The 23785-nt window shown below is 71.0% G+C and carries 20 protein-coding genes; 5 read left to right on the forward strand and 15 right to left on the reverse strand.

Annotated elements, in window-relative coordinates:
* Positions 1 to 37: 37 nt before the first annotated feature.
* Both DEJ06_RS11385 and DEJ06_RS11390 read left to right on the forward strand, forming a co-directional pair.
* A complete protein-coding gene (locus DEJ06_RS11385) occupies positions 38 to 3460 on the forward strand; it encodes an SdrD B-like domain-containing protein (RefSeq protein ID WP_111039354.1) in 3423 nt (1140 codons plus the stop codon).
* 93 nt (positions 3461 to 3553) lie between these two features.
* The gene (locus DEJ06_RS11390; protein ID WP_111039355.1) at positions 3554 to 4585 is read left to right on the forward strand and encodes an alcohol dehydrogenase catalytic domain-containing protein; all 1032 of its coding nucleotides are present in this window, start codon (positions 3554 to 3556) and stop codon (positions 4583 to 4585) included.
* A 15-nt stretch (positions 4586 to 4600) separates the two neighbouring features.
* Here the strand turns inward: DEJ06_RS11390 and DEJ06_RS11395 are convergent, their stop codons facing one another.
* From DEJ06_RS11395 to DEJ06_RS11415, 6 genes are all read right to left on the reverse strand, one after another.
* Complete coding sequence (locus DEJ06_RS11395; protein ID WP_181436741.1) at positions 4601 to 5209, reverse strand: copper resistance CopC family protein; 609 nt, start codon at positions 5207 to 5209, stop codon at positions 4601 to 4603.
* Positions 5210 to 5437: 228 nt separating this feature from the next.
* On the reverse strand, positions 5438 to 5593 hold the full coding sequence (locus tag DEJ06_RS18285) for a hypothetical protein (protein ID WP_163343611.1): 156 nt from the start codon (positions 5591 to 5593) through the stop codon (positions 5438 to 5440).
* Positions 5594 to 5720: 127 nt separating this feature from the next.
* Positions 5721 to 5987 carry a DUF4190 domain-containing protein gene (locus DEJ06_RS11400; protein WP_111039357.1) on the reverse strand — a complete coding sequence of 89 codons (267 nt, stop codon included), beginning with the start codon at positions 5985 to 5987 and terminating at the stop codon, positions 5721 to 5723.
* A gap of 123 nt (positions 5988 to 6110) precedes the next feature.
* The gene (locus DEJ06_RS11405; protein ID WP_111039358.1) at positions 6111 to 8504 is read right to left on the reverse strand and encodes an excinuclease ABC subunit UvrA; all 2394 of its coding nucleotides are present in this window, start codon (positions 8502 to 8504) and stop codon (positions 6111 to 6113) included.
* Positions 8505 to 8595: 91 nt separating this feature from the next.
* Positions 8596 to 9048, reverse strand: a complete 453-nt coding sequence (locus tag DEJ06_RS11410) for an NUDIX hydrolase (RefSeq protein WP_110863723.1) — start codon at positions 9046 to 9048, stop codon at positions 8596 to 8598.
* A 10-nt stretch (positions 9049 to 9058) separates the two neighbouring features.
* Positions 9059 to 9820 carry an SDR family oxidoreductase gene (locus tag DEJ06_RS11415; RefSeq protein ID WP_111024422.1) on the reverse strand — a complete coding sequence of 254 codons (762 nt, stop codon included), beginning with the start codon at positions 9818 to 9820 and terminating at the stop codon, positions 9059 to 9061.
* 154 nt (positions 9821 to 9974) lie between these two features.
* Here DEJ06_RS11415 and DEJ06_RS11420 point away from each other — a divergent pair, with 154 nt between their 5' ends.
* Together DEJ06_RS11420 and DEJ06_RS11425 are read left to right on the forward strand one after the other, a co-directional pair.
* Positions 9975 to 10448, forward strand: coding sequence for an NfeD family protein (locus DEJ06_RS11420; protein ID WP_110863722.1), 474 nt, complete (start codon positions 9975 to 9977; stop codon positions 10446 to 10448).
* The gene (locus DEJ06_RS11425; RefSeq protein WP_111039359.1) at positions 10445 to 11647 is read left to right on the forward strand and encodes an SPFH domain-containing protein; all 1203 of its coding nucleotides are present in this window, start codon (positions 10445 to 10447) and stop codon (positions 11645 to 11647) included. Before DEJ06_RS11420 ends, DEJ06_RS11425 begins: the two co-directional genes overlap by 4 nt.
* A 72-nt stretch (positions 11648 to 11719) precedes the next feature.
* Here the strand turns inward: DEJ06_RS11425 and DEJ06_RS11430 are convergent, their stop codons facing one another.
* From DEJ06_RS11430 to DEJ06_RS11470, 9 genes are all read right to left on the reverse strand, one after another.
* Positions 11720 to 12070, reverse strand: a complete 351-nt coding sequence (locus tag DEJ06_RS11430) for an RNA polymerase-binding protein RbpA (RefSeq protein ID WP_027465636.1) — start codon at positions 12068 to 12070, stop codon at positions 11720 to 11722.
* A gap of 110 nt (positions 12071 to 12180) precedes the next feature.
* Positions 12181 to 13773 carry an apolipoprotein N-acyltransferase gene (lnt, locus tag DEJ06_RS11435; protein ID WP_258372418.1) on the reverse strand — a complete coding sequence of 531 codons (1593 nt, stop codon included), beginning with the start codon at positions 13771 to 13773 and terminating at the stop codon, positions 12181 to 12183.
* 11 nt (positions 13774 to 13784) lie between these two features.
* Complete coding sequence (locus tag DEJ06_RS11440; protein WP_071244709.1) at positions 13785 to 16223, reverse strand: RNA helicase; 2439 nt, start codon at positions 16221 to 16223, stop codon at positions 13785 to 13787.
* On the reverse strand, positions 16220 to 16972 hold the full coding sequence (gene tatC / locus DEJ06_RS11445; protein WP_110863923.1) for a twin-arginine translocase subunit TatC: 753 nt from the start codon (positions 16970 to 16972) through the stop codon (positions 16220 to 16222). The genes DEJ06_RS11440 and tatC overlap by 4 nt, the downstream gene beginning before the upstream one ends.
* Before the next feature lie 679 nt (positions 16973 to 17651).
* Complete coding sequence (locus tag DEJ06_RS11450; RefSeq protein WP_111031702.1) at positions 17652 to 18623, reverse strand: YafY family protein; 972 nt, start codon at positions 18621 to 18623, stop codon at positions 17652 to 17654.
* A complete protein-coding gene (locus DEJ06_RS11455) occupies positions 18616 to 19668 on the reverse strand; it encodes a YafY family protein (protein ID WP_111039361.1) in 1053 nt (350 codons plus the stop codon). The genes DEJ06_RS11450 and DEJ06_RS11455 overlap by 8 nt, the downstream gene beginning before the upstream one ends.
* Before the next feature lie 71 nt (positions 19669 to 19739).
* Positions 19740 to 20660: an FKBP-type peptidyl-prolyl cis-trans isomerase gene (locus DEJ06_RS11460; RefSeq protein ID WP_111039362.1), complete on the reverse strand. Its 921-nt coding sequence runs from the start codon at positions 20658 to 20660 to the stop codon at positions 19740 to 19742.
* A gap of 42 nt (positions 20661 to 20702) precedes the next feature.
* Positions 20703 to 21902, reverse strand: coding sequence for a tRNA (adenine-N1)-methyltransferase (locus tag DEJ06_RS11465; protein ID WP_111039363.1), 1200 nt, complete (start codon positions 21900 to 21902; stop codon positions 20703 to 20705).
* Positions 21899 to 22657: an HAD family phosphatase gene (locus tag DEJ06_RS11470; protein ID WP_244993106.1), complete on the reverse strand. Its 759-nt coding sequence runs from the start codon at positions 22655 to 22657 to the stop codon at positions 21899 to 21901. Before DEJ06_RS11470 ends, DEJ06_RS11465 begins: the two co-directional genes overlap by 4 nt.
* 147 nt (positions 22658 to 22804) lie before the next feature.
* Between DEJ06_RS11470 and DEJ06_RS11475 the strand changes: the two genes are divergently transcribed.
* Positions 22805 to 23728, forward strand: a complete 924-nt coding sequence (locus DEJ06_RS11475; protein ID WP_027465645.1) for a proteasome assembly chaperone family protein — start codon at positions 22805 to 22807, stop codon at positions 23726 to 23728.
* Positions 23729 to 23785: the final 57 nt, after the last annotated feature.

Below are 23785 nucleotides of genomic sequence, written 5' to 3' on the forward strand. Positions count from 1 at the left end.
AGTGGGTGCACCCGCATCCGCCCGCACGAGGAGTCCCATGCGAACACGCATCCCGATCCGAGCAGTCGTCGCCACGGCGTTGTCGATGACGCTCCCACTCGCCGCCGTCGCCCCAGCGGGCGCGACCCCAGCCGGGGGAGCGGTCGGCACGGCCGCGACGGACGCTCCGCGGTCGACCGCCCGCCCAGCAGGGACGGTCGGTCTCGCTGCGAAGGTCGCCAAGGACGGGAACGGTCCGTTCAGCCCGGACGACCGACCCGGAGGCGACTCGAGCGGAACGAACGGCATCGTGCGGACACTCGACGCGATCACGTACAGCGTCGAGATGAGCGTGAACGACGGCGACAGCGTCGACCAGCGGTTCGTCGTGACCGCTCCGGCCGGCACGACCTGGGCGGGCCTGCCGAAGCCGTGCACCGGGGCCGCGTCGCGCATCGACGGGCAGAAGCTCACCTGCTCGGTCGGTGACCTGACCGAGGGCAACCTCGTCGAGGTCCCCGTCGTGCTCGACGTCTCCGGCACCATGCGGCACGGCGACGCGATCGACGTCACGGTCGAAGCCACCGCGGACAACGCTGACAACGGCGTCGTGACGGCAATCGCACCGACCGTGACGGTCTCGGCAGCTGCGCGCTACAACCTCAGCAAGGACGTCGTCGGTTCATCGCTCACCCCTGACGTCGTCGGTCCCGATGGCGATCGAGGCCTCCGCCTCGTCTACCCGATCGCGGTCAACTGGGAGCCCGTCGTCGCCGGACAGGGCCTGCTCGGGTTCGAAGCGAGCGCCGGCCCGATGACCTTCACCGACGACGTGTCCGAGATCCTCGGCGACCTACCGTCGACCGCCGTGCTGTGGAACGGGACCGCGCCTGCCTGCGGCGTGAACGCAACGAACGCCTGGCGCTTCGACGGCCTGCCGGGCGGACGCGGTGGCGGGCCGCGCAGCGTGGTCGACTCGGGGACCATCGTCTGCGCGCAGTCCTCGCCCGGCGCGGACATCGACGTGACGATCACGGACACCGTCACCGATCCGGACCGCATCCCCACCCAGTCGCTCAGCGGTGGCCCGGTCACGGGTGGCACCAGGGCGTACTTCGTCTCGGGCTACCTGAGCCTCTGGCTGCCCTACCCGCCGGGCTCTGTCCTGTCGACCAATCGGTACTCGGCCCTGCAGACCACCTCGGCGAGTGGCGCACAGAACTACCCAGGCAGCGAGGAGCCCCTCGCCGACAACACCACGTCGCGCAATCTGGTGGGCCTCGGGTCCGGCACCGCCGGCAAGCGACTCTGGCGCGTCATCGACGGCGCCGGCACCACCGTCGAGGGTTCCGCCCGCGCCGGCGATCCGTGGGTGACGCAAGGGCAGGTCCTGCGGAGCGACGTCACCGTCCTCAACGACGGGTACCGCCGTTACACCGGCACGATCCTCTGCGACACCTTCGATCGCGAGACCCAGCGCCTCACGCGCGCGGGCACCCCGGGGGCGACGGCGTGGACCAGCGGGTTGAGCAGACCGCGGATCGAGTACGCGGCCTACGACATGACGAGCCCCGCGTCCGGCCAGGGACACACGTGCGACGATGACGACGGACCGTGGTTCGGCAGCCCGGACGACGTTCCGGGCGGTCGCGCCGCGGTCGGCGCCGTGCGCGCGCTCGGCGACGTCGACGGTGGGGCGAGAGCGGTGCTGCACACGTACGTCGCAGTGTCCGCCGCACCCTCGGGGACCCGCGCGTACGACTTCGGGCACGCCCTGCTCGGCGAACACACCGACGTCTGGACCCACGACACGGCTCGGCCGGAGAACGGCGCCGGAGCGATGGCCGACAGCGTCGTGATCACGGAGAACCTGGCACGCATCAGGAAGAAGATCGTCGACCCGGGCACGACCGCGGAGGACACACCGGACAAGACGAGCTTCGTCGGGTCCGGGAGCACCCTCGAGTACGCCCTCTACCCGACACTCACCAACGGCCACTCCGGTGGTCAACCGACCACGGTGACGGTCCGCGACGTGCTGCCGATGCACACCGACTACATCGCGGAGAGTGCGTCCCGGCCGGCCGAGATCGACACGATCACGGACAATGCCGGCAACCTCCGCCAGCGCCTCACGTGGACACTCGACGGCCTGCAGCCGAACACGAAGATCCCGCCGATCACCTACGAACTGCAGGTGTCGAGTCTCGCGCCAGCCGGACCGGTGCAGAACTACGCGACCATCGCGTCGCCGACGGACCGCTCCGAAGCGTTCCGCCGCGACACCCAACGAGCGGTGCAGGTCGTCGCCGCGGTCGGTGTCGGTGTCGAGAAGGTCGCGACCGAACCGGTCGTCGCGACGGGGGACCAGCTCGAATGGGACCTGCTCTACACGAACCGCGACGCCCGGAGCATCAGCGGGCTCGACGTCATCGACGTCCTGCCGCACCGAGGCGACCCACAGGGCTCCGCCTTCCACGGGACGGTCTCGCTGGCAGACCGCGTCGACGTCGCACCCGGCGCCGGTGAGACGGTGCGCTACACCACGAGCGATCCGGCCTCCATCTCGCTCGACGGCACTGCACCGTCCAACCAACCGGGCGGCAGCACGCTCTGGTGCGCGGCGGCGGACCTCGGCGACGCCGCGTGCGGGTCCGCGGAACTCGCCGACGTCACGGCCGTGCGGATCGAACGGACCGGCGAGGTCGCCCCGGGCCAGTCGGTCCGACACCACGTCGTGGTGCAGACCCACGGGCAGCGGGACGGCGACACCTACACGAACCGCTTCGGGCTCCGCGCCTCGAACCTCGAACTCGCCGCGCTGTCGAACCGCGCCACCGTGCGGGTCGTCGCCGGCAGCATCGGAGACCGGGTGTGGACGGACAGCGACGGTGACGGTCTCCAGGGTTCCGACGAGCCGGGCATCGACGGCGTACCGGTCCAGCTGTCCGGCGTCGACGACCGCGGTGCCGATGTCGTACGCGCGACCACTTCGGGACCCGATGGGGAGTACTCCTTCGACGGACTCCGCCCGGGTGCCTACGTCGTGACGTTCACGGCTCCGGACGGCCGTCGGTTCACGAAGGAGCACGTCGGAACCGACGGCACCATCGACTCGGACGCCGGCCAGGACGGCGAGACACCCGCGGTCTCGCTCGCATGGGAACGCTCCGACGAAGGCGCGAAGGAATCGATCACCCGCGACCGCACGGTCGATGCGGGGCTGCTGGTCGACGACTCGCCGTCGCACCCCGAGCCGGAACCCGGGCCTGACCCCGATCCCGACCCCGGCACGGTTCCCGGCTCCGGTGCGACGACCGTTCCACCTGTCACACCGTCGCCCGGTGCGCGCGCGGGTGTTCGGGAACTGGCCTTCACGGGCACGTCGGGATCGCCACTCGTCCTCGGCGTCGCGCTCCTCCTGCTGGCGCTCGGCGCCGCGATGCTCGGAACGAACCGGAACCAGCGGCGGCAGCGCTGATCCATCACTTGCAGCACGGCGATGCGACGGAGTCCTGACCCCAGGGGTCGGGGCTCCGTCGTCTTGCGACCTCCCGTCTGTCAGGATGGCGGCATGCGCGCCGTCCAGTACGCCCAGTTCGGTTCCGTCCCCTCGATCGTCGACCTGCCGGAGCCCGTGGCCCCGGACCACGGTGTCGTCGTGCGGGTGGCTGCTACCGGTGTCTGTCGCAGCGACTGGCACGCGTGGAAGGGCCACGACGACTCGGTCCGGCTGCCGCACGTGCCCGGCCACGAGTTCGCCGGTGTCGTCGCGGCGATCGGGGCGGGCGTCCAGCGCTTCGCCGTCGGCGACCGGGTCACGGCCCCGTTCGTGTTCGCCTGCGGGACCTGCGCCGAATGCCTCGACGGCGCCACCCAGGTGTGCACCGCCCAGCAGCAGCCCGGGTTCGACCTGCAGGGCTCGTACGCGGACTCCCTGGTCGTCCCGCACGCCGACCTGAACCTCGTCGCGCTGCCCGACGCCGTGGACTTCGCGGTGGCGGCAGCGCTCGGCTGCCGATTCGGCACCGCGTTCCACGCCCTGCACGCCCGAGGGCGCGTCGCCGCAGGGGAGTGGGTCGTGGTCTGCGGCTGCGGGGGAGTCGGGCTCTCCGCGGTCATGGTCGCCGTGGCCGCCGGCGCGCACGTCGTCGCCGTCGACGTCTCCACGGCCGCACTCGAGCGCGCCGCTGCCCTGGGCGCCGACACCGTGCTGATGGACGCCGATGCCGTCACCACGGTCCGATCCCGCACGGGAGGCGGAGCGCACGTCTCGCTCGACGCCTACGGCAGCCGTGCCACCTCCGTCGCCGCCGTGGCGTCCCTGCGTCCGCGCGGCCGGCACGTGCAGGTCGGGCTGCTCCTCGACGACGAAGCCGCTCCGGCGATCCCGATGGGCCGGGTCATCGCGGACGAACTCGAACTGCTCGGCAGCCACGGCGCAGCGGTCGGGGAGTACGGCGCGATGCTCGACGCCATCGTGGCCGGGCGGCTGCGTCCGGAGGAGACGATCGGCCGCACGATCGGCTTCGACGACCTGCCCGAGGCGCTCGTCGCGATGGACCGCCCTGCGACCTCGTCGGGCATGACCGTCGCGGTGTTCTGAGGCTCGGGCGTCCCGTCAGCCCTCGGTCCGCGCGTCCGCGCCCCGGCGGATGCGGAGCACGACCGCGCCGATGACGAGCACTGCCAGGATCCCGACGACCCCGAACAGGAGTGCCGGGCCACCGTGGCCGTGCGCATGCGTGCCGGCACCCGTGTTCGGTGCGGCTCCCGCTGCCGCTGCCGCTGCCGACGGTTCCGAGGATGATGTGGGCGCGGCCGTCGGGCTCGTCGTCGTGGGTGGAACGGTCGGAGATGCGGCCGGTGCCACCGAGAACGCGAGCTGCCCCTCGATCGGATGGCCGTCAGGGGAGACGTACCGCCAGACGAGGGTGTGCGGGCCGGGGGAGAGCGACACCGCCTTGGACATCGAGGTGCCGTCGACGGCCACCGCTCCGGACGACTCGTCGGTCCCGCCGTCGTCCCGGACCTCGATGCGCAGACCGGCTTCGAGCCCGGCAAGCGGCGCCTCGCTGAAGCTGAGTGTCACTCGCTCAAGGTCGGCAGCCACGGTGGCGCCGTCCGCCGGATCACTCGAGGTCAGTGCTGCGTGCGCCGATGCAGGTGGCGTGCCGATCAGCACGAGGAACGCGGACAGGGCGACGGCGAACAGGACCCGGGGTGTCACGGTTCGTGAGCGGCGTTGGTCATCTCGGTGATCGTGCACGCGTCCACGGTAGGGGAGCGATGTCGAGCGTCCCGTCAGCCGAGCGGGGCCTCGCAACGTCTGAGTCGACATAAGCCTGAGTTGACATAATATGCATTATCGGCGCACGGGCGGAGACGCTTCGTGAGCAGAAAAGGTCGAGTCCGCTGTACGGACTCGACCTCTTCTGCTCACTGGATGACGACGGCGTCAGTCGGCGGGCTTCGTCGGGACGTCGTCAGCGTCGATCTCGAGCGCCGCCGGCTCGCCACCCTGTTCCTCCAGGGTGTCCTGGTCGGTGTCGGGCTGCTCCGGCGACTCGCTCTGGGTGGTCTCTTCGGCTGGGTCAGGCTGGCTGTAGCTCATGCGCCGGACGGTACGCCCGCGTTCCTGAACAGCTGCAAGCTCGACGCCCGAGACGTTTGGTGAGCAGCAATGGTCGAGTCCATCCGCTGGACTCGACCATTGCTGCTCACGATGCGAAGCGGACCACTCACATGTTCGAGAGCGCCACCGCGTTGATGATGAAGCCGATCACGCCGATGACGATGGCGACGATCGACAGGATGACGCCGGCCGTGATCATCCCGCGGCTGCCGCCACGCTTGCGCGCCGAGATGCCGAGTACGAGACCGACGATGCCGCCGATGACACCGACGATCGGCACGAACAGACCCACGAACGTCCCGATGATGCCGAGCACCAGGGAGACGATGGCGAAGGTGTTCGACTGCGCGGGCGCGTTGCCGGGGTTGGACATGGTGGAGCTCCTTCTGGTCAGGACGCCGATCCAGGCCGGGTAGCCGATCGTGAGCGTCAGTCAGAACGGTAGTCCTCACACACGGCTGGTGCCCAGATTCGCAGTCCGAGCCTGTCCCCCGGCTCAGGCTCCGACGTACGCCGCCAGGTGCTGCCCGGTCAGCGTCGACCGCGCCGCCACGAGTGCAGCGGGCGTCCCCTCGAACACGATCCGCCCGCCGTCGTGCCCGGCGCCCGGCCCGAGGTCGATGATCCAGTCGGCGTGCGCCATCACGGCTTGGTGGTGCTCGATCACGACGACCGTCCGGCCGGCGTCGACGAGCCGGTCGAGCAGGCCGAGCAACTGCTCGACGTCGGCCAGGTGCAGGCCCGCGGTGGGCTCGTCGAGCACCACCACGCCGCCCCGGTCACCGAGGTGCGTCGCGAGCTTGAGCCGCTGCCGCTCTCCCCCGGACAACGTGGTGAGCGGCTGTCCGATCGTCAGGTAGCCGAGCCCCACGTCGGCGAGCCGGGCGAGGATCGTGTGGGCCGCCGGCAGTGCGGACTCCCCCGCCGCGAAGAACGCCAACGCGTCGGCGACGGACATGCCGAGCACCTCGCTGATGTCCTTCCCGCCCAGGTGGTACCCGAGCACGGACTGGTCGAACCGCTTGCCGTCGCACTCGACGCAGGGGCTCGCGACGCCCGCCATCATGCCGAGGTCGGTGTACACGACACCGACACCGTTGCACGCCGGGCAGGCGCCCTCCGAGTTGGCGCTGAACAGCGCGGGCTTGACGCCGTTGGCCTTCGCGAACGCCTTGCGGATCGGCTCGAGCAGGCCGGTGTAGGTCGCCGGGTTGCTCCGCCGTGACCCACGGATGCCGCTCTGGTCGATGGCGACCACGTCGTCGCGCCGGGCCAGCGACCCGTGGATGAGCGTGCTCTTGCCCGAGCCGGCGACCCCCGTCACGACGGTGAGCACCCCGGTGGGGACGTCCACGTCGACGTCGTGCAGGTTGTGGGCCGAGGCGCCGCGGATCGCGATCGCCCCGTCCGGACGACGGACCTCGGACTTCACGGTCACGCGGTCGTCCAGGTGCTGACCGGTCACGGTCCCGCTCGCACGCAGCCCGTCGACGGACCCCTGGTAGCAGAGCGTCCCACCGCCGGAACCGGCACCGGGTCCGAGGTCGACGACGTGGTCGGCGATCGCGATGACCTCGGGCTTGTGCTCGACGACCAGGACGGTGTTGCCCTTGTCGCGCAGCCGGACGAGCAGCTCGTTCATCCGCTCGATGTCGTGCGGGTGCAGCCCCGTGCTCGGCTCGTCGAAGACGTACGTGACGTCACTGAGCGAGGAGCCGAGGTGCTTCACCATCTTCACGCGCTGCCCCTCTCCCCCGGACAGCGTGCCGGTCGGGCGGTCGAGCGACAGGTAGCCGAGTCCGATCTCGACGAAGGACTCGAGCAGGTCGCGGAGCCCCTCGAGCAACGGCCCGACCCCAGGGTCGTCCAGACCCCGCAGCCAGGCGACGGCGTCGGTGATCTGCATCGCGCAGACGTCGGCGATGCTGCGGCCCGCGATCTTCGACGAGCGGGCGGTGTCGTTCAACCGGGTCCCGTCGCACGCCGGACACGTCGTGAAGGTCACGGCGCGGTCGACGAACGCCCGGATGTGCGGCTGCATCGCCTCGCGGTCCTTCTGCAGGAACGATCGGCGGACCCGGTGCACGAGCCCCTCGTAGGTCATGTTGATGCCGGCGATCTTCTGCTTCGTCGGCTCGCGGTACAGGAAGTCCTGCCGCTCCTGCTCGGTGAAGTCGCGGATCGGGGTGTCCCGGTCGAAGTAGCCCGACTCGGCGTACAGCCGCACGTTCCACCCGTCGGTCCCGTACCCGGGGATCGTGAGCGCGCCGTCCCCGAGCGACTTCGTGTCGTCGAACAGCTGCGTCAGGTCGATGTCGTTCACCAGCCCCCGGCCCTCGCAGTCCGCGCACATGCCGCCGACCCGCGTGAACGAGACCTTCTGGGCCTTCGCGTCCGCACCCTTCTGCAAGGTGATCGCTCCCCCGGCCGTCACGGTGGCGAGGTTGAACGAGAACGCGTTCGGCCCCCCGATGTGCGGCTGACCGAGTCGGCTGAACAGCACGCGCAGCATCGCGTTCGCGTCCGTGGCGGTGCCGACGGTGGAGCGTGGGTCGGCGCCGATGCGCTCCTGGTCGACGACGATCGCGGTGGTCAGGCCGTCCAGCAGGTCGACGTCCGGACGCGCGAGCGAGGGCATGAACCCCTGCACGAACGCGCTGTAGGTCTCGTTGATCATCCGCTGCGACTCGGCGGCGACGGTGCCGAACACGAGCGAGCTCTTGCCCGAGCCGGAGACCCCGGTGAACACCGTGAGCCGCCGCTTCGGCAGGTCCACGTCGACGTCGCGCAGGTTGTTCGCGCGGGCACCGCGCACCCGGATCCGGTCGTGCCGGTCGGCAGGGTGCGCGTCGGCGCCGGTGGGGTCGTCGTCGACCGGATCGGTGTGCATGCGGGTCAGCGTACCGACGGGAGGCCCGTGGCAGGGCCGCCACGGGCCTCCCGTCCGGTCCTGGGTCGGCCGTCAGGCCGTGGTGCGGTGCTCAGGCGCCATGTCGGCGCACCAGGTCCGGCAACTCGGCGGGTTCGAACTCCTCGTCGGTCGCCTCGAGTTCGTCGGCGGTCCACCACCGCGAGGCGAGGATGTCGACGCGCTCGTCGTCGGTCCACTCGGCGTCGGACAGCTCGAAGCCCGGCGTGCGGACGACGTAGAACTCGGCGTGCCCGCGGTCGTGGTCGGCGAGGTCCCACTCGACCGTGAAGTCCCAGGACCACACCGGTTCGCCGGGTTCGTCGATGACGATCCCGGTCTCCTCGCGCAGTTCGCGGATCGCGGCGTCGCGGTGGGTCTCCCCCGGGTCGACCCCACCACCCGGCGTGATCCAGCGGTGGGCGCCGTCCGAAGAGGGCGAGTTCGTGTCCATCAGGAACACGCGGCCCTCGGGGTCGAGCAGCAGGATGCGGGAGGTGCGGCGCAGGCCGGGCTTGGCGGTCACCCGCCCGACGTTAGCCGACGAAGCCGCTGACGTCGCCGACCAGCTTGGTGTGGTCGGCGGGGATCGGCTCGACGGCGGCGAGGGCGATCTCGGCCGCGAACTCGGACACGCTGTAGAGCTTGCCGACCTCCTGCCGACGACCCTCGATCGCGCCGGGGTTCAGGCGGTTCAGCAGCGTCGCGGTGATCGTGCCCTCGATCATGTCGCCGGAGACGACGACGAACTCGATGCCGGCGGCCTCGAGCTGCGGGATGAGCTCACGGAGGGCGAGTTCTCCGGCGCGCTTGCTCTTGGCGACCGGGACGTACTCGTCCATCGTCTCGGCGGTCTCGACGAAGTGCGCCTGGTGGCTCGTGACGAACACCACACGGGAGCCGGCGGGCATGTGCGGCACGGCGGTCTGCAGCATGTCGACCTGGGCGTCGCGGTTCAGGCGGAGCGCGTAGTCCTCGCCGACGCCGGACTCCATGCCGCCCGACGCGTTCAGCACGAGCAGGTCGATGCCGCCCCACTCCTGGACGACGGTGTCGACGAGGGCCTGCACGGAGTCGTGCTCGGTGAGGTCGGCGCCGACGGCCAGGGCGGAGCCGCCGGCCTCGACGATCTTCTCGGCGATCTGCTCCGCGCGCTTGGCCTTGTTGCGGTAGTTCACGACGACCTTCGCACCGGCCTCGGCGAGGTACCCGACGGTGTCGGCGCCGATGCCACGGGACGAACCGGTGACGACGGCGCGCTTGTCGGTGAGGGATCCGGGGGCGAGGGGGTTGCTCACAGTCGTGTTCTCCAGGTCTGGTTCCGGCCGGTCGGGCGCACCGAGCCTACCAATCGCCTGCACGACCGTCGGACGGCCCTGATATGTTGAACGGAGTTGTACCGGCTGTCGCGACGCAGCGAGCCGCCGCGCGCGACCGAGGGAGGGAGATCGCGTGAACGGAATCGATTGGATCCAGAGCACCGTCTGGATCGGCCTGGTGTTGCTCCTGGGCGTGGTCGAGATCTTCACCCTCGACTTCATCTTCATCATGCTCGCGGCGGGTGCCGCCGGCGGGTTGATCGCCGCACTGCTCGGCGCCCCGTGGTGGCTGTCCGCCATCGTCGCCGCGGTGGCCGCACTCGTGCTGCTGTCGCTCGTCCGACCGCGACTGCTCGTCGCGCTCGGCCGCGGTGCCGACCCGCACCGCACCAACGTCGAGGGCCTCATCGGGCTCGCCGGCACGGTCGCGGTCGCCTTCACCTCCTCCAGTCCTGGTCAGGTGCGCCTGGCCAACGGCGAGACCTGGAGTGCACGGTTCGCCGCGGGCTCCGTCGACCGCACACCGCCACTCGGGACCCCCGTGGTCGTCGAGTCGATCGAGGGGTCGACCGCGGTCGTGCGCCTCGCAGAAAGGGCCACCTCGTGACCAGCATCTCCCCGGGGACGATCGCACTGCTCGTGCTCGTCCTCGTCGTCGTCATCTTCGTGATCGTCGTCCTGGCGAAGGCGATCCGGATCGTCCCGCAGGCCACCGCGGGCGTCGTCGAACGACTCGGCAAGTACCACAAGACCCTCAACCCGGGCTTGAACCTTCTCGTCCCGTTCATCGACCGCCTGCGGCCGCTGCTCGACATGCGTGAGCAGGTCGTCTCGTTCCCGCCGCAGCCCGTGATCACCGAGGACAACCTGGTGGTCTCGATCGACACGGTCGTCTACTTCCAGGTGACCGACGCCCGCGCCGCGACGTACGAGATCGCGAACTACCTCGGCGCCGTCGAGCAGCTCACCACCACCACGCTCCGCAACGTCGTCGGTGGTCTGAACCTCGAAGAGGCACTGACCAGCCGCGACAACATCAACGGCCAGCTCCGCGTCGTCCTCGACGAAGCCACGGGCAAGTGGGGCATCCGCGTCGGCCGAGTCGAGCTGAAGGCGATCGAGCCGCCCGTGTCCATCCAGGACGCCATGGAGCAGCAGCTCCGTGCCGAGCGCAGCCGTCGTGCCGCGATCCTGCAGGCCGAGGGCACCAAGCAGTCCCAGATCCTCGAGGCCGAGGGACAGCGACAGGCCGCGATCCTGGCCGCCGAGGGTGACGCCAAGGCACAGGTGCTCCGTGCCGAGGGTGAAGCCCAGGCCATCGCGACCGTGTTCGAGGCCATCCACACCGGCGACCCGGACGAGAAGCTGCTGTCCTACCAGTACCTGCAGACCCTGCCCAAGATCGCCGAGGGCACCTCGAACAAGCTCTGGATGATCCCGAGCGAGTTCACCGAGGCACTGTCCGGCATCGCGAAGGGCTTCAGCGCCAGCCGCGGTGGCGGCGCCGGTCCGGTCGCCGGCGGCGCCGGTGGCACGGACTTCCTGTCCCGGATCTCGAAGCTCGCGAACGAGAGCCTGGCGAACACCACAGCGGCGGACACCACGATGCCGCGTGCGGACGCCACCGCCGCGGACATCGTCCCCGAGTCCGACCTCGACGCGCGCCTGGCCGAGTCGAACCGCAGTGTCGATGCGCACCTCGCGGCCGCCGACGACGCGACCGCCGAGCAGGTCGGGGACACTCCGCCCACGCCGGGCGACGACGCCTCCGGTCACCGCACCAGCGACGGCTCCGGTCGGCGCTGACGGTCCCGCACCAACGAACGACGACGCCCGCCCCGAGGAACCGGGGCGGGCGTCGTCGTGTGGTCGGTGGTGTCAGGCGCCGCGTCGTGCGCGGAGGACCTGCAGGCGCTCTTCGAGGAGCTCCTCGAGTTCCTCGCGCGAGCGGCGCTCGAGCAGCATGTCCCAGTGGGTGCGGGGTGCCTTCACGTCCTCTTCGGCGACCTCGACGGGGATCCCGTCGTCGCCGAGCAGGCGGCCCTCGCGACCGGAGCGCGGCTCCGACCAGGTCTGGGGGACGTCCGCATCGGCCGAGAAGACGATGTCGAACGTCTCACCCGAATCCGTCTGGTAGACCGCGCGCTTGCGATCTGAGAGCTCGACGCCCTCTTCGCTCTGGAGACTCTGACTCCCGAGCCGCATGCCGCGGAGACTCCGATCAGCCATGTGTGTGCTCCTCTCGCTCGTCTGCCCTCCACAACACTGTCCCACGCCCCATCAATCCCGTACCGGCGCATTCACAGTCCGTTCCCAGTGGCTGGGCGCGGCGTGCCCGATCAGGAGCGGCTGCGACGGCCCCAGGGCGCGCAGGCGAGGAGCACGAGGAGCCCCCCGAGGGAGAGCAGGAGCGTGATCGAGCCGGACAGGATCGACGCCGGGGTGGTGGACGTGCCGAGCGGCACGTCGGTCACCATCGACGTCGCGGTGTACTCCGGCACCCGGTCGATCGTGCGGCCGCTCGGGTCGATGACCTGCGACGCTCCGACGGTCGAGATGTTCACGAGCGACCGACCGGTCTCGATGGCCCGCATCCGCGCGATCTCGAGCTGCTGCAGGTTCTCGTCGGTGCCCGAGAAGTCGGCGTTGTTCGTCTGCGCGAGGATCACCTGCGCTCCCCCGCGCACCATGTCGGCGGTCAGCCCGTCGTCGACGATGTCGAAGCAGATCGAGATGCCGGCACGGATGCCCGCGACGGAGAGCACGTTCGGCTTCGTCCCCGGCGTGTAGTCGCGCTGCAGCAGACCGATCAGCGACGGTGCGAGCTTGGAGAAGAACCAGCGGTCGGGCACGTACTCGCCGAACGGCACCGGGCGCTTCTTGTCGTAGGACGACTGCCAGCCGTCGGCGGTCCACACGAACGACGTGTTGTGCAGCACCCCCGACGGGGTCTGCGTGATGGCACCCGCGACGATCGGGGCGTCGAGCGAGTCGACCACCGAGTCGAGGGCGGAGGCGATGACCGGCTGCTGCCGCGGGTCGTACTCCGCACCGGCCTCGGGCCACACGACCAGGTCCACACCCTTCGCGTCCACGTCCGTCGCAGCGACCTGCGCCGCCAGGACGTCGCCGGGCTCCGCACGGTCGAAGTAGCCCGCGGGACCGTTGCCCTGCACCGCCTCGACCCGGATCGTGCCGCTCGTCGCCGTCGGCCACGCCGGCACGGCCAGGACCGCCGCGACGAGCAGACCCGCCGTCGCCACCCGCACGGGCAGCCGGAGCGTCACGCCCGGCACGCGGGGTGCCACGAGCGCGAGCGACACCACGACCGCGACGCAGTACACGACGATGAACGTCAGCCCGAGGACGCCGACGTACGCGGCCAGGTGCGTGAACGGCCCCTGCGACTGCGACAGGCCGACCCGCCCCCAGGCGAAACCACCGTACGGCCAGCTCCCCGAGAACCACTCGCGTCCGGTCCAGAGTGCGGCGACGACGGCCGGGAGGCCCCACACGCGTCCGGCGGTCGAGGGCACCACGCGGGCGACCCAGCGGTACGCCAGGGCGATGGCGACGCTGCCGAGTGCGAAGAACGCGGCTTCGAGCAGGGCGAGTGCGAACCACGGGACCGGGCCCAGGTAACGACCGGCCCACGAGATGGCCGGGATCCAGAACGCCGCGCCGGCGAGGTAACCGATCCACGCCGCACGCCGCGCCCGCTGCCCCATCACCGCGAGCAGCATGCAGGCGAGTGCCGGGTAGGCGAGGAACCACCATCCGGGCGACGGGAACGCGAGAGCGAAGAGGATCCCACCGATGACGGCCAACGGCAGCGCGGTGCCCAGCGGCAACGCGGCGAACGGGCCGGTCGCGACCGCCCCGCGGCCGACGCGCGCGGGCAGCCCGCGCACACTGGTCTCCGGAACCGGCACCGGGCCTCCCGTCAGACCGCCGCGTAGGCGACGATGCCGCGGCGAACCGCGTCCGTCGCCCGTCGGGCGGTCTGGGCGAGTTCGTCGTCGCCGGCGTTCCGGATCTGGTCGAGCAGGTCGATGACCTGCTTCGACCAGCGCACGAAGTCGCCGGCCGGCAGGTCGAGGGTGCGGAGGACGTCGTCGAGGGCCGAACCCGAGGCCCAGCGGAACATGCCGACGGCCATCGCCGGGGTCGGGGGCTGCGAACCGGCCAGGCGCGCCGCACGCTCGATGTCGTCGAGGCGCGACCAGATCGTCAGAGTCTCGTCGAGCGCGGGGCGGAACGCACCGCGGGGCAGGGCGTGCTCCGTGCCGGGCGCATCCTCGCGGCGGGGCTGGTAGATGATCGTCGCGGCCATGGCGGCGAGTTGCGCGGGGGTGAGGTCCTTCCAGACCCCCGCCTCGAGGCACTCGGCGACGAGCAGGTCGCGGTCGCCGTAGATGCGCTGCAGGCGACGGCCGCCCGCTGCCACCGTGGCTTCGCCGTTGCCGGCGTCCACCAGGTAGCCGAGCTCGAGCAGGACCTCGGTGACACGGTCGAACGTCGTGGCGACGGCGCCCGTGCGGGACCGGATCTGCTGGACGAGCTTGTCGTTGGCACGCTTGAGCTTCCACCAGCGCTCGGACCAGCGGGCGTGGGCCTCGCGCTCCGGGCAGGCGTGGCAGGGGTGGCGCTGCAGCTGGCGGCGGACCGCCGTGATCGCGGCCTGGCGTTCCTGGCGGGCGCCGTGTGACGCCTCGCGGCCGCCGGGCACGTTCGTGCGCTCGAGGTCGGACAGCTCGCGGCGGAGCGCCGAGTACTCGGTGAAGTCGCCGAGGTGGCACTGCATCGCCTCGCGGTAGCCGTCGAGCGATTCCTGCTGCGAGCGGACCTTGCGAGCGAGGTCGACCACCGACCGGTCGGCCTGGAACTGGGCGAACGACGTCTCGAGGACCTCGCGCGTGCGCTGCCGGCCGAACTGGTCGATCAGGTTGACGGCCATGTTGTAGGTCGGCTTGAACGACGAGTTGAGCGGGTACGTGCGGCGGCTGGCCAGCGACGCGACGGCCTGCGGGTCGAGTCCGTCGGTCCACTGGATGACCGAGTGCCCCTCGACGTCGATGCCACGACGACCGGCACGACCGGTGAGCTGCGTGTACTCCCCCGGGGTGATCGGCACACGGGCTTCGCCGTTGAACTTCTCGAGCTTCTCGAGCACGACGGTGCGCGCCGGCATGTTCACGCCGAGCGCCAGGGTCTCGGTGGCGAACACGACCTTCAGGAGCTTGCGCTGGAAGAGGTTCTCGACGACCTCCTTGAAGGCGGGGAGCAGGCCGGCGTGGTGCGCCGCGACCCCGCGCTCGAGCCCTTCGAGCCACTCCCAGTAGCCGAGGACGGCCAGGTCTTCGTCGAGCAGGGTGCGGCAGTGGTACTCCGCCGTCTCGCGGATCTCGTTGCGCTCCTGCACCGTCGTCAGGGACAGGCCCGAGCGCAGGACGTTGCGGACGCCCTGGTCGCAGCCGTTGCGGCTGAACACGAAGAAGATCGCGGGCAGGAGCATCCGCTCGTCGAGCATGTGCGCGATCTGTTCGCGGTGCACCTTCTCGGTGCGGGGCCCGCGACGCTCGGGGTAGCCACCACGACCGCGCCGGCCGCGGTGGCCGCCGCCGTTCCGCTCGCTCCGCGAACCGCCGCCGACCATGCGGAGCAGTTCCGGGTTCACGCGGTTCGTCGCCGCGGCACCGCTCGAGTCGAACAGGTCGACCATCTTCGAACCGACCAGGACGTGCTGCTCGAGCGGCACCGGGCGGTCTTCGGAGACGATGACGTCGGTGTCGCCGCGGACGGTCTGCAGCCAGTCGCCGAACTCCTCGGCGTTGGACACCGTCGCGCTGAGCGAGACCAGGCGGACCTCGGTCGGGAGGTGCAGGATGACTTCTTCCCACACGGCACCGCGGAACCGGTCGGCGAGGTAGTGCACCTCGTCGAGGACCACCCAGGCGAGGTCGTCGAGGAGGTCCGAGTCGGCGTAGATCATGTTGCGGAGCACCTCGGTCGTCATCACGACGACGCGGGCGCGGGGGTTCACGTTCGTGTCCCCGGTGAGCAGCCCGACCTCGGACTCGCCGTAGACGTCGACGAGCTCGGCGTACTTCTGGTTGCTCAGTGCCTTCATCGGAGTCGTGTAGAAGACCTTCGCCGTCGGCTGGCGCATGGCGAGCCAGATGGCGAACTCGGCCACGATCGTCTTGCCGGCTCCGGTCGGGGCGGCGACCAGGACGCTGCGGCCCTGGTCGAGCGAGTCGCAGGCGGCGAACTGGAACGGGTCGAGATCGAACCGCAGGTCCGTCCGGAAGAGCTCGAGGTTGCGCGACCGGTTGCGCACCTTGGCCGCGGCGAACCGCTCGGCCGCACTCGTGCCACTCACAGGTCGTACTCCTCGTCGAGCTTCGCCTGGCGCTTGGCCAGACGGCGGTCGTGGATCCACGCGATGAAGCAGGCCGCGACGTACAGCACGGTCATCGGGATGGCCAGCAGGAACATGGAGATGACGTCGGCACTCGGGGTGACGATGGCGCAGAAGACCAGGATGCAGAGGATCGCGACGCGCCAGCTCTTGATGATCGCGGAGGCCGACAGCACCCCGACGAAGTTCAGCAGCACGATGAACACCGGCAGCACGAACGCGATGCCCACCGCGACGATGAGCTTGATGACGAAGTCGTAGTACGCCTTCGCATCGACGATCGAGGTGTCCTGGCTCGACACGAAGCTGCCGAGGATGCCGACCACGTGCGGCAGGATGTACCACCCGAAGTAGCACCCGGCGAAGAACAGCGGGATCGCGGTGCCGAGGAAGCCCCAGACGTACTGCCGCTCACGCCGGACGAGCGCCGGCACGATGAACGCCCAGATCTGGTAGAGCCAGACCGGGCTCGCGATGACGACGCCGATGGTGATCGCGATCTGCAGCTTGAGGTCGAACGCCCCGGTGATCATCGGGAAGTTCAGCTCGGCCGTGTGTCCGCCGACCTTGGCGAGCTCGGTCACCGGTGCCCGGAGCGCGTCGAGCACCCACGGGGTGAGGAACCAGCCGCCGATCGCACCGACGACGATCGCCACGACTGCGCGGAAGAGACGGTTGCGCAGCTCGATGAGGTGCTGCCCGAGCGACATGCGGCCTTCGGCGTCGGTCTTCTGGCGCCCCTGCCGCTTCGCTCGCCCGCGCGCGGTCGTCGAAGCCATGTGCTCGATCTTACGGGGTCGGGACCGACAGTCCGCCGGGGGTCGGCGCGGCCGCGTGGCGGGTGGGTGGCGGGTGGCGGGCGGGCGTTTGGCGAGCAGGCGGGCGGGATCGGGTGTACCTGGCGAGATCGGGCGTACCGGGTCGGAAGATCGCATCAGGTACGCCCGGAACGACCAGGTACCCGAGGTTCACCGTGCGAGATCGGGCGTACCGGCGAGATCGGGCGTACCTGGTCGGAGCAACACACCAGGTAGGCCCGGAACCATCAGGTACCCGAGCTTCACCGTGCGGGATCGGGCATACCTGGCGAGACCGGGCATACCTGGTCGGATCAACACACCAGGAACGCCCGGAACGACCAGGTACCCGAGCTTCACCGTGCGGGATCGGGCGTGCCGTGCGACATCGGGCTTACCTGGCGAGTTCGGGCCTACCTGGCGAGTTCGGGCATACCGGGTCGGAAGATCACACCAGGTACGCCCGGAACCACCAGGTACCCGAGGTCCACCGTGCGAGATCAGGCCTACCTGGCGAGATCAGGCATATCTGGCGGGATCGGGCGTACCGGGTCGGAACGTGCAGTGCTCGGAGGGGCCGCAGCGGCAGACGTCAGCCCGCGGCGAGGGCCGCGGCCGCGAAGTCGCGCACGGCGTCACGGGCCGCGGGCGGGTCGAGCACCACGGCACGACCAGGCAACCCGGCGACGAGCCGGACCACGCCGTCGAACCCGTGCGACGCCGCGAGCCGGATGCGGACACGGCCGTCGGAGTCGGGCGCGTCCGCGGTGTCGGACAGGAAGTCGGCGACCAGGGGCAGCGACGTCGAGTCGAGCTCCACCGTGACGATGACGTCGTCGGCGGCCTGCTGGAACAGCGTGTCCGGGATCACGACCTGGTCGATCGTCTTCTCGGCCGGGCGGTCGTCGACCCGCGCCTCGGACATCCGGTCGAGCCGGAACGTCCGGAGTGCCTGCCGGTCGAGGTCCCACGCGCGCAGGTACCAGTCGGTGTCGATGGACTCGACCCGGAGCGGGTCGACCCGTCGGGTGCCGCCCTGGGTGCGCGGTCCGGCGTACTCGAAGACCAGGCCGCGGCCGTCGGACATCGCCCGCCGGATGGTGGCGAGGGCGACGTCGTGCAGGTCCTGCCCGACGGCGACGGTCGACGCCGCTCCCCCGGCACCGCGGGACAGCTTGGCCATCAGCGCGCGGATGGCGTCACGGTCGGCGGCTTCGGGCAGCGCGGACAGGTACTGCAGGCCCGCGATGAGTGCCGAGGCCTCACGAGCGGACAGCCGCGGTGAGTCGTCGATCGCCACGAGGTTGGTCAGCACGATCATGTCGTTCTGGTCGAAGTCGTCCCAGGCGATGTCGAACAGGTCGCCGTGCTGGTACTGCATCGTCTCGCCGGGAACCCCCGACACCGCGATGAGTTCGACGGCACGCCGGATGCGGGCCTCGGGCACACCGAAGTGCCGAGCGGCCTCGGCCACCGAGACCCGTTCGCGGTCGATCAGGTACGGCACCAGGGCGAGCAGGAACGCGAGCTTGTCCTGGGCCTGCAGGGGTTGGGCGTCAGCCACGAACGGGGTCCTCTCCGGGGGCTGCGGCACGGTCGTCGTCGGTGTGGTCGCGCACGAGTGCACGGAGGCGCTGGTCGACCCGTGCCCGCAGGTCGTCGGGTTCGAGCACCCGGACCTCGGGCCCGAAGGCGGCGAGTTCCTCGGCGAGGATCTGCGGGTCGACGTGGTGCAGCACGAGCGCGCCGTCGGCGTCGGTCTCGGTGTCGCGGCGACGGGTGAGTCGGCGTTCGGCGTCGGAACCCGGCGTCACGGCGATGCGCGCGGTGCGCTCGGCCCAGATTCGCTCGAGCTCGGCGAGGGTGCGCTCCCCCGCGCCGACGGGAGCGGTGTGCTGCCCGACCTCGTACTGGGTGACGGGTCCGACGATGCGGGCCAGCAGGTAGTTCTTGTCCGAGTCCGTTGCGAACTCGTGGGCGGCGAGCATCCACCGGCCGCCGTGCTGCACCAGGGCGAGCGGAGCCACTTCGCGCCGACGGGCGTCGTGCTGCCCGGGCGTGATGTAGTCGAAGCGCACGGCTGCGCCGCGGTCGAGCGCGGAACGGAGCGGCTCGAAGGACGCATCCCGGGCACGGAGCCGCGGGGCGTACGCGTCGACCCCGAGCTGCAGGGCACCGTCGTCGTCCTCGGCGCCGGCCGAGCGGACCTTCAGCAGGCCACGGCGGGAGTCGGCGGACAGTGCGCCTTCGCGCCAGGCCATCGCGGCCAGGGACAGCAGCGCGGATTCGTCCGGGGTGAAGCGGACGTCGACGGGCAGGTCGTACTCACCCTTCGGGATCCGGTACCGGAGCGTCTGGTTGTTGCCCGCGGCACCCGGGGTCTCGATGGTCTCGAGGGGGATGCCGAGCTCGCGGACGTCGTCCTTGTCGCGTTCGAACTGGCGCTCGAGCGAGGCGTTGTCGCCACCGGTCGAGAACCGCTGCCGGTACCCCTGCACGTTGGCCAGGATCTCGGCCTTGGTCAGCCCGGACTCCGTCGAGAGCAGCGCGAGCACGAGGCTGAACAGCCGCTCCTCGGCGGGCACACGGGGCACACGGGTCGCTGGCACGAGCCGATCCTACGGCAGCGCGGGTGCACCGGAGTGCACCCGCGCCGCGGTCCGTGGACGGTCGGACCGGGTCAGTTCGAGATCGCCCCGAGGACGTCGATCACGTACGCGTACGCGGTCCCCTGCTGGTTGACGATGGCCAGGACCTGGTCGCCGACGTGGTGCCCGACGATGGCGGACCGGACGCCCTCGTCGACCTGGCCCTTGGTGAGCGGGATGGCCTGCGCGCCGGAACCGTCGGTCCAGCTGGAGCCGGCGACGGACGGGTCGGCACCCCAGGTGACGGCGGTGTACTTGATGACCGCGGTGTCCTTCGCGGTGAGCTCGCGACCGTCGCCCTTGCGGAGCAGGTGCGTCTCGTTCGACTTCGGCGCGCTCCACGACGGGATCGTGATGCCGGGGGCGCCGGAGGGTGCGAGCACCACGGCCGGCATCTTGTCGCCGGCGAGCTGCGGGGTGCCGGTGGCACGGGCGTCGAACGCGCGCTTGACGTCGATGACGGCGATGACGGCGTCCTCGGTCTTCTTCGACGACGAGCTGCCAGCGGTGCCGCCGGTGCTGCTCAGGGCGCTCTTCGGCAGGGCCACCGCCAGGCGGTCGCCGACGCGGGCGCACTGCAGCGAGGCGCCGAGGGCCCCGTAGTTGCTCGCACCGGCGGTGATCGGTGCCGTCTGGCCCGAGTAGCCGCTCGTCTGGGCGACCTGCCCCGTGGAGCCGTCGACCAGGGTGTACTCGACCAGGACGGGGGTGCCGTCGTCGATCGTGCGACCGGAACCCTGCTGCAGCACGGACACCTGGGTGCCCTTGGTGGTCAGGCCCTTCGGCACGTTGACCTTCGGCTCCGAGCCGAACTTGCCGGTGGCGGTCACCGCTTCGGACGCGGCGCCGGGAGCGGCGCAGCTCGAGGGCGTGGTGCCGGCACCGTTCGAGGCGCAGGCGGTGAGGGACACCGCGAGACCGATGGTGACCAGGAGTGCGGGGATGGTGCGCACGGACCCTCTTTCCGTTCGATGCAGGACGGGCACGCCGTCAGCCTACCGTTCGTCCTCGACGGCCCCGGACGGAGCCGCAGCGGCATCCGACGGAGCCGCAGTGGCATCCGACGGAGTCACAGCTCCCCCGGACGGCGCCGCAGCACCCTCCGCCGCCGACGACGCCTCGGCCGCCGCGACCTTCCGCGCCTGTGCCGCCGACTGCCGGGCCACCTTGCGGAGCTTCTTGTCGCTCGTCGCCCGCTCGCCCACGGCGCCGGGGGTCCAGGCCTCGATGTCCTCGTCCGAGAACTCCGCCTTGCCCGCGCGGCGCTTCAGGTTCGGCAGCACGGTGCCGTCGGCCAGGCGTCGTGCCGTGATGAGGAACCCGGTGTGCCCGACCATGCGGTGGTCCGGGCGGACGGCGAGGCCCTCGACGTGCCAGGTGCGCACCAGGGTCTCGCTCGGCATCGGGTCGGTGAAGCGCCCGGTGTCGCGCAGGGCCTCGGCCGTGCGGGACAGCTGCGTGACGGTCGCGACGTAGCAGACGATGAGTCCGCCGGGCACGAGGGCGTCGGCTGCGGCGTCCACGCACTCCCACGGCGCGAGCATGTCGAGCACGACCCGGTCGATGCTCTGCGGCTCGGTCGCGTCGGGCAGCGACTCGACCAGGTCACCGACGGTGACGGACCAGTTGTCCGGGACTGCGCCGAGGAAGGTGCCGACGTTGCCCTTCGCGATCGCCGCGAACTCCTCGCGGCGCTCGAACGACTGCAGCTGCCCGGTCGGGCCGATCGCGCGGAGCAGGAACAGCGACAGCGCCCCCGAGCCGACGCCGGCCTCGACTACGCGGGCCCCGGGGAAGACGTCCGCGAAGGCCACGATCTGCGCCGCGTCCTTCGGGTAGACGATCGCGGCGCCACGCGGCATCGACATCACGTAGTCGTTGAGCAGCGGACGGAGCGCGAGGTACTCGTCACCGGTGCTCGCCCGGATGACGGAGCCGTCGGGCTGGCCGATGACATCGTCGTGCCGCAGCACCCCGCGGTGCGTGTGGTACTCACCCGCGGTCTCGAGCGACAGCGTCGTGAGCTTGCCCTTCGGACCGGTCAGCTGCACGCGGTCGCCGGCCCGGAACGGGCCGCGCGGCGGCGTGTGCGGTGCGCCGCCCGCGGTGTGCGGGAGGGCTGCGGTCGGATCCGCAGTCGGACTGGAGGCGCTGCTCGCGTCCGCCTCGTCGCGTGCGTCGTCGGTGTGGCTCATCGGGTGACCCCTTCGGTGTCCGCAGCGTGCGCCGGGTCCGGCACCGCGCCTCCAGAGTGCGCAGCCCGTGCGGCCAGTGCCGGCGTCGTCAACTCGACCAGACGGTCGACGTCGACCCCAGCCAGGGTGGTCAGGTGCACGTCGCCGCCGGCGATCTCGGAGAGCGGGACGATGTGCTCGACGGCCACCGTGACGGCGCCGGAGGCGACGGCCGACGCGACGCCGGTGGCGGAGTCCTCGATCGCGACGCACGCGGTGGGCTCGACGCCGAGCTGCGCGGCGGCGGACAGGTACGCGTCCGGGAACGGCTTCGGACGGTCGACGTCGTCACCGGCGACGACGACGCGGAAGCCGCGTTCGCCCAGGGCCTCGGCGGCGACGAGCGCCATCTTGCGACGGGACATCGTGACCAGGGCGGTCGGGATGCCGCGGGCGTGGAGCTCCTCGACGAGCTCACGGGCACCCGGCCTCCAGGGCAGTTCACCGGCGCGCAGGTGCTCCATGACGTAGTCGGTCATCCACTGGATGATCTCCTCGACCTCCATGTCGACGCCCTTGGCGCGCAGGAGCTCACCGGAGCGCTCGAGGCCGGACCCGACCAGGGACAGGCCGTCCTCGTGGGTCCACTCGGCGCCGTAGCGGTTCGTCAGGTCGACCTGGGACCGCTGCCAGATCGGCTCGGTGTCGATGATCGTGCCGTCCATGTCCCACAGCACGGCTGCGGGCGGGACGAGGGCAGGAGGATGCGCGGTCACGGGCGACGAGTCTACCGGGGCCGTTCCGCTGGGCGCGGACGCGCGCGTGCGCCGACACCCCCTGGGCCTACAGTGGATGCCTGAATCGTGTCCGGCCGGGGGCATCGCTCCCGCCCCGCTCCGCTCCACCACCAGGAGGTCCGCTCCGTGCCACAGCACTCCCCCTTCAGCGACGGTCGCTTGCTCGTCGTCGCCTTCGAGGGCTGGAACGACGCCGGCGAGGCCGCGAGCGGTCTGGCGCGTCGCATCGTCGAGTCGCTCGGCCTCGACGAGTTGCGTGAGCTCGACGGCGAGCGGTACGTCGACTACCAGTTCAACCGGCCCACCGTCGGCACCGACGACAACGGCGACCGCGGCGTGCAGTGGCCCCGGATCGTGCTGCACGGCCCCGGTGCCGAGGGGCGTCCGGTCATCGGTGCCACCGGCTCCCCCACCGACCGTGACGTCTTCGTCCTCGTCGGACCGGAACCCTCGCGCACCTGGCGGGGCTTCTGCTCGGAGATCATCGACCTGGCGGACGTCTACTCCATCGACGCCGTCGTCTTCGTCGGTGCGATGCTCGCCGACGTCCCGCACACCCGGCCGATCTCGGTGTTCGTGTCGAGCGAGAACGCCGGGGTCCGTGCCGCGTTCGACGTCGACAAGTCCTCGTACGAGGGCCCGACCGGCATCCTCGGGGTCCTCGCCGACGCGATGGACAAGGCCGGGTTGACCACGCTCTCCCTGTGGGCGTCGGTGCCGCACTACGTGCACAACTCGCCCTCGCCCAAGGCCACGCTCTCGCTGCTCGACAAGATCGAGGAGCTCACGGACGTCACCGTGCCCCGTGGCTCGCTGCTCGACGACGCCACCGAGTGGGAAGAGGGCATCGACGCCCTCGCCGCCGACGACGAGGACATGGCGTCCTACATCGGGCAGCTCGAGCAGGCGCGCGACACCGTCGACTCCCCCGAGGCCTCGGGTGACGCCATCGCGCAGGAGTTCGAGCAGTACCTCCGTCGCCGTGAGCGCAAGGACGGCAAGGACGGCGGCACCGCCGGTGGCGAGGGGCCGTGGCGGCCCCAGCAGTAGCCGTCACCCGCTGACGGACAGGAGGCACGGTGCCGGCTGGCACCGTGCCTCCTGTCC

Source organism: Curtobacterium sp. MCLR17_051, from assembly GCF_003234395.1.
Lineage (GTDB): Bacteria > Actinomycetota > Actinomycetes > Actinomycetales > Microbacteriaceae > Curtobacterium > Curtobacterium flaccumfaciens.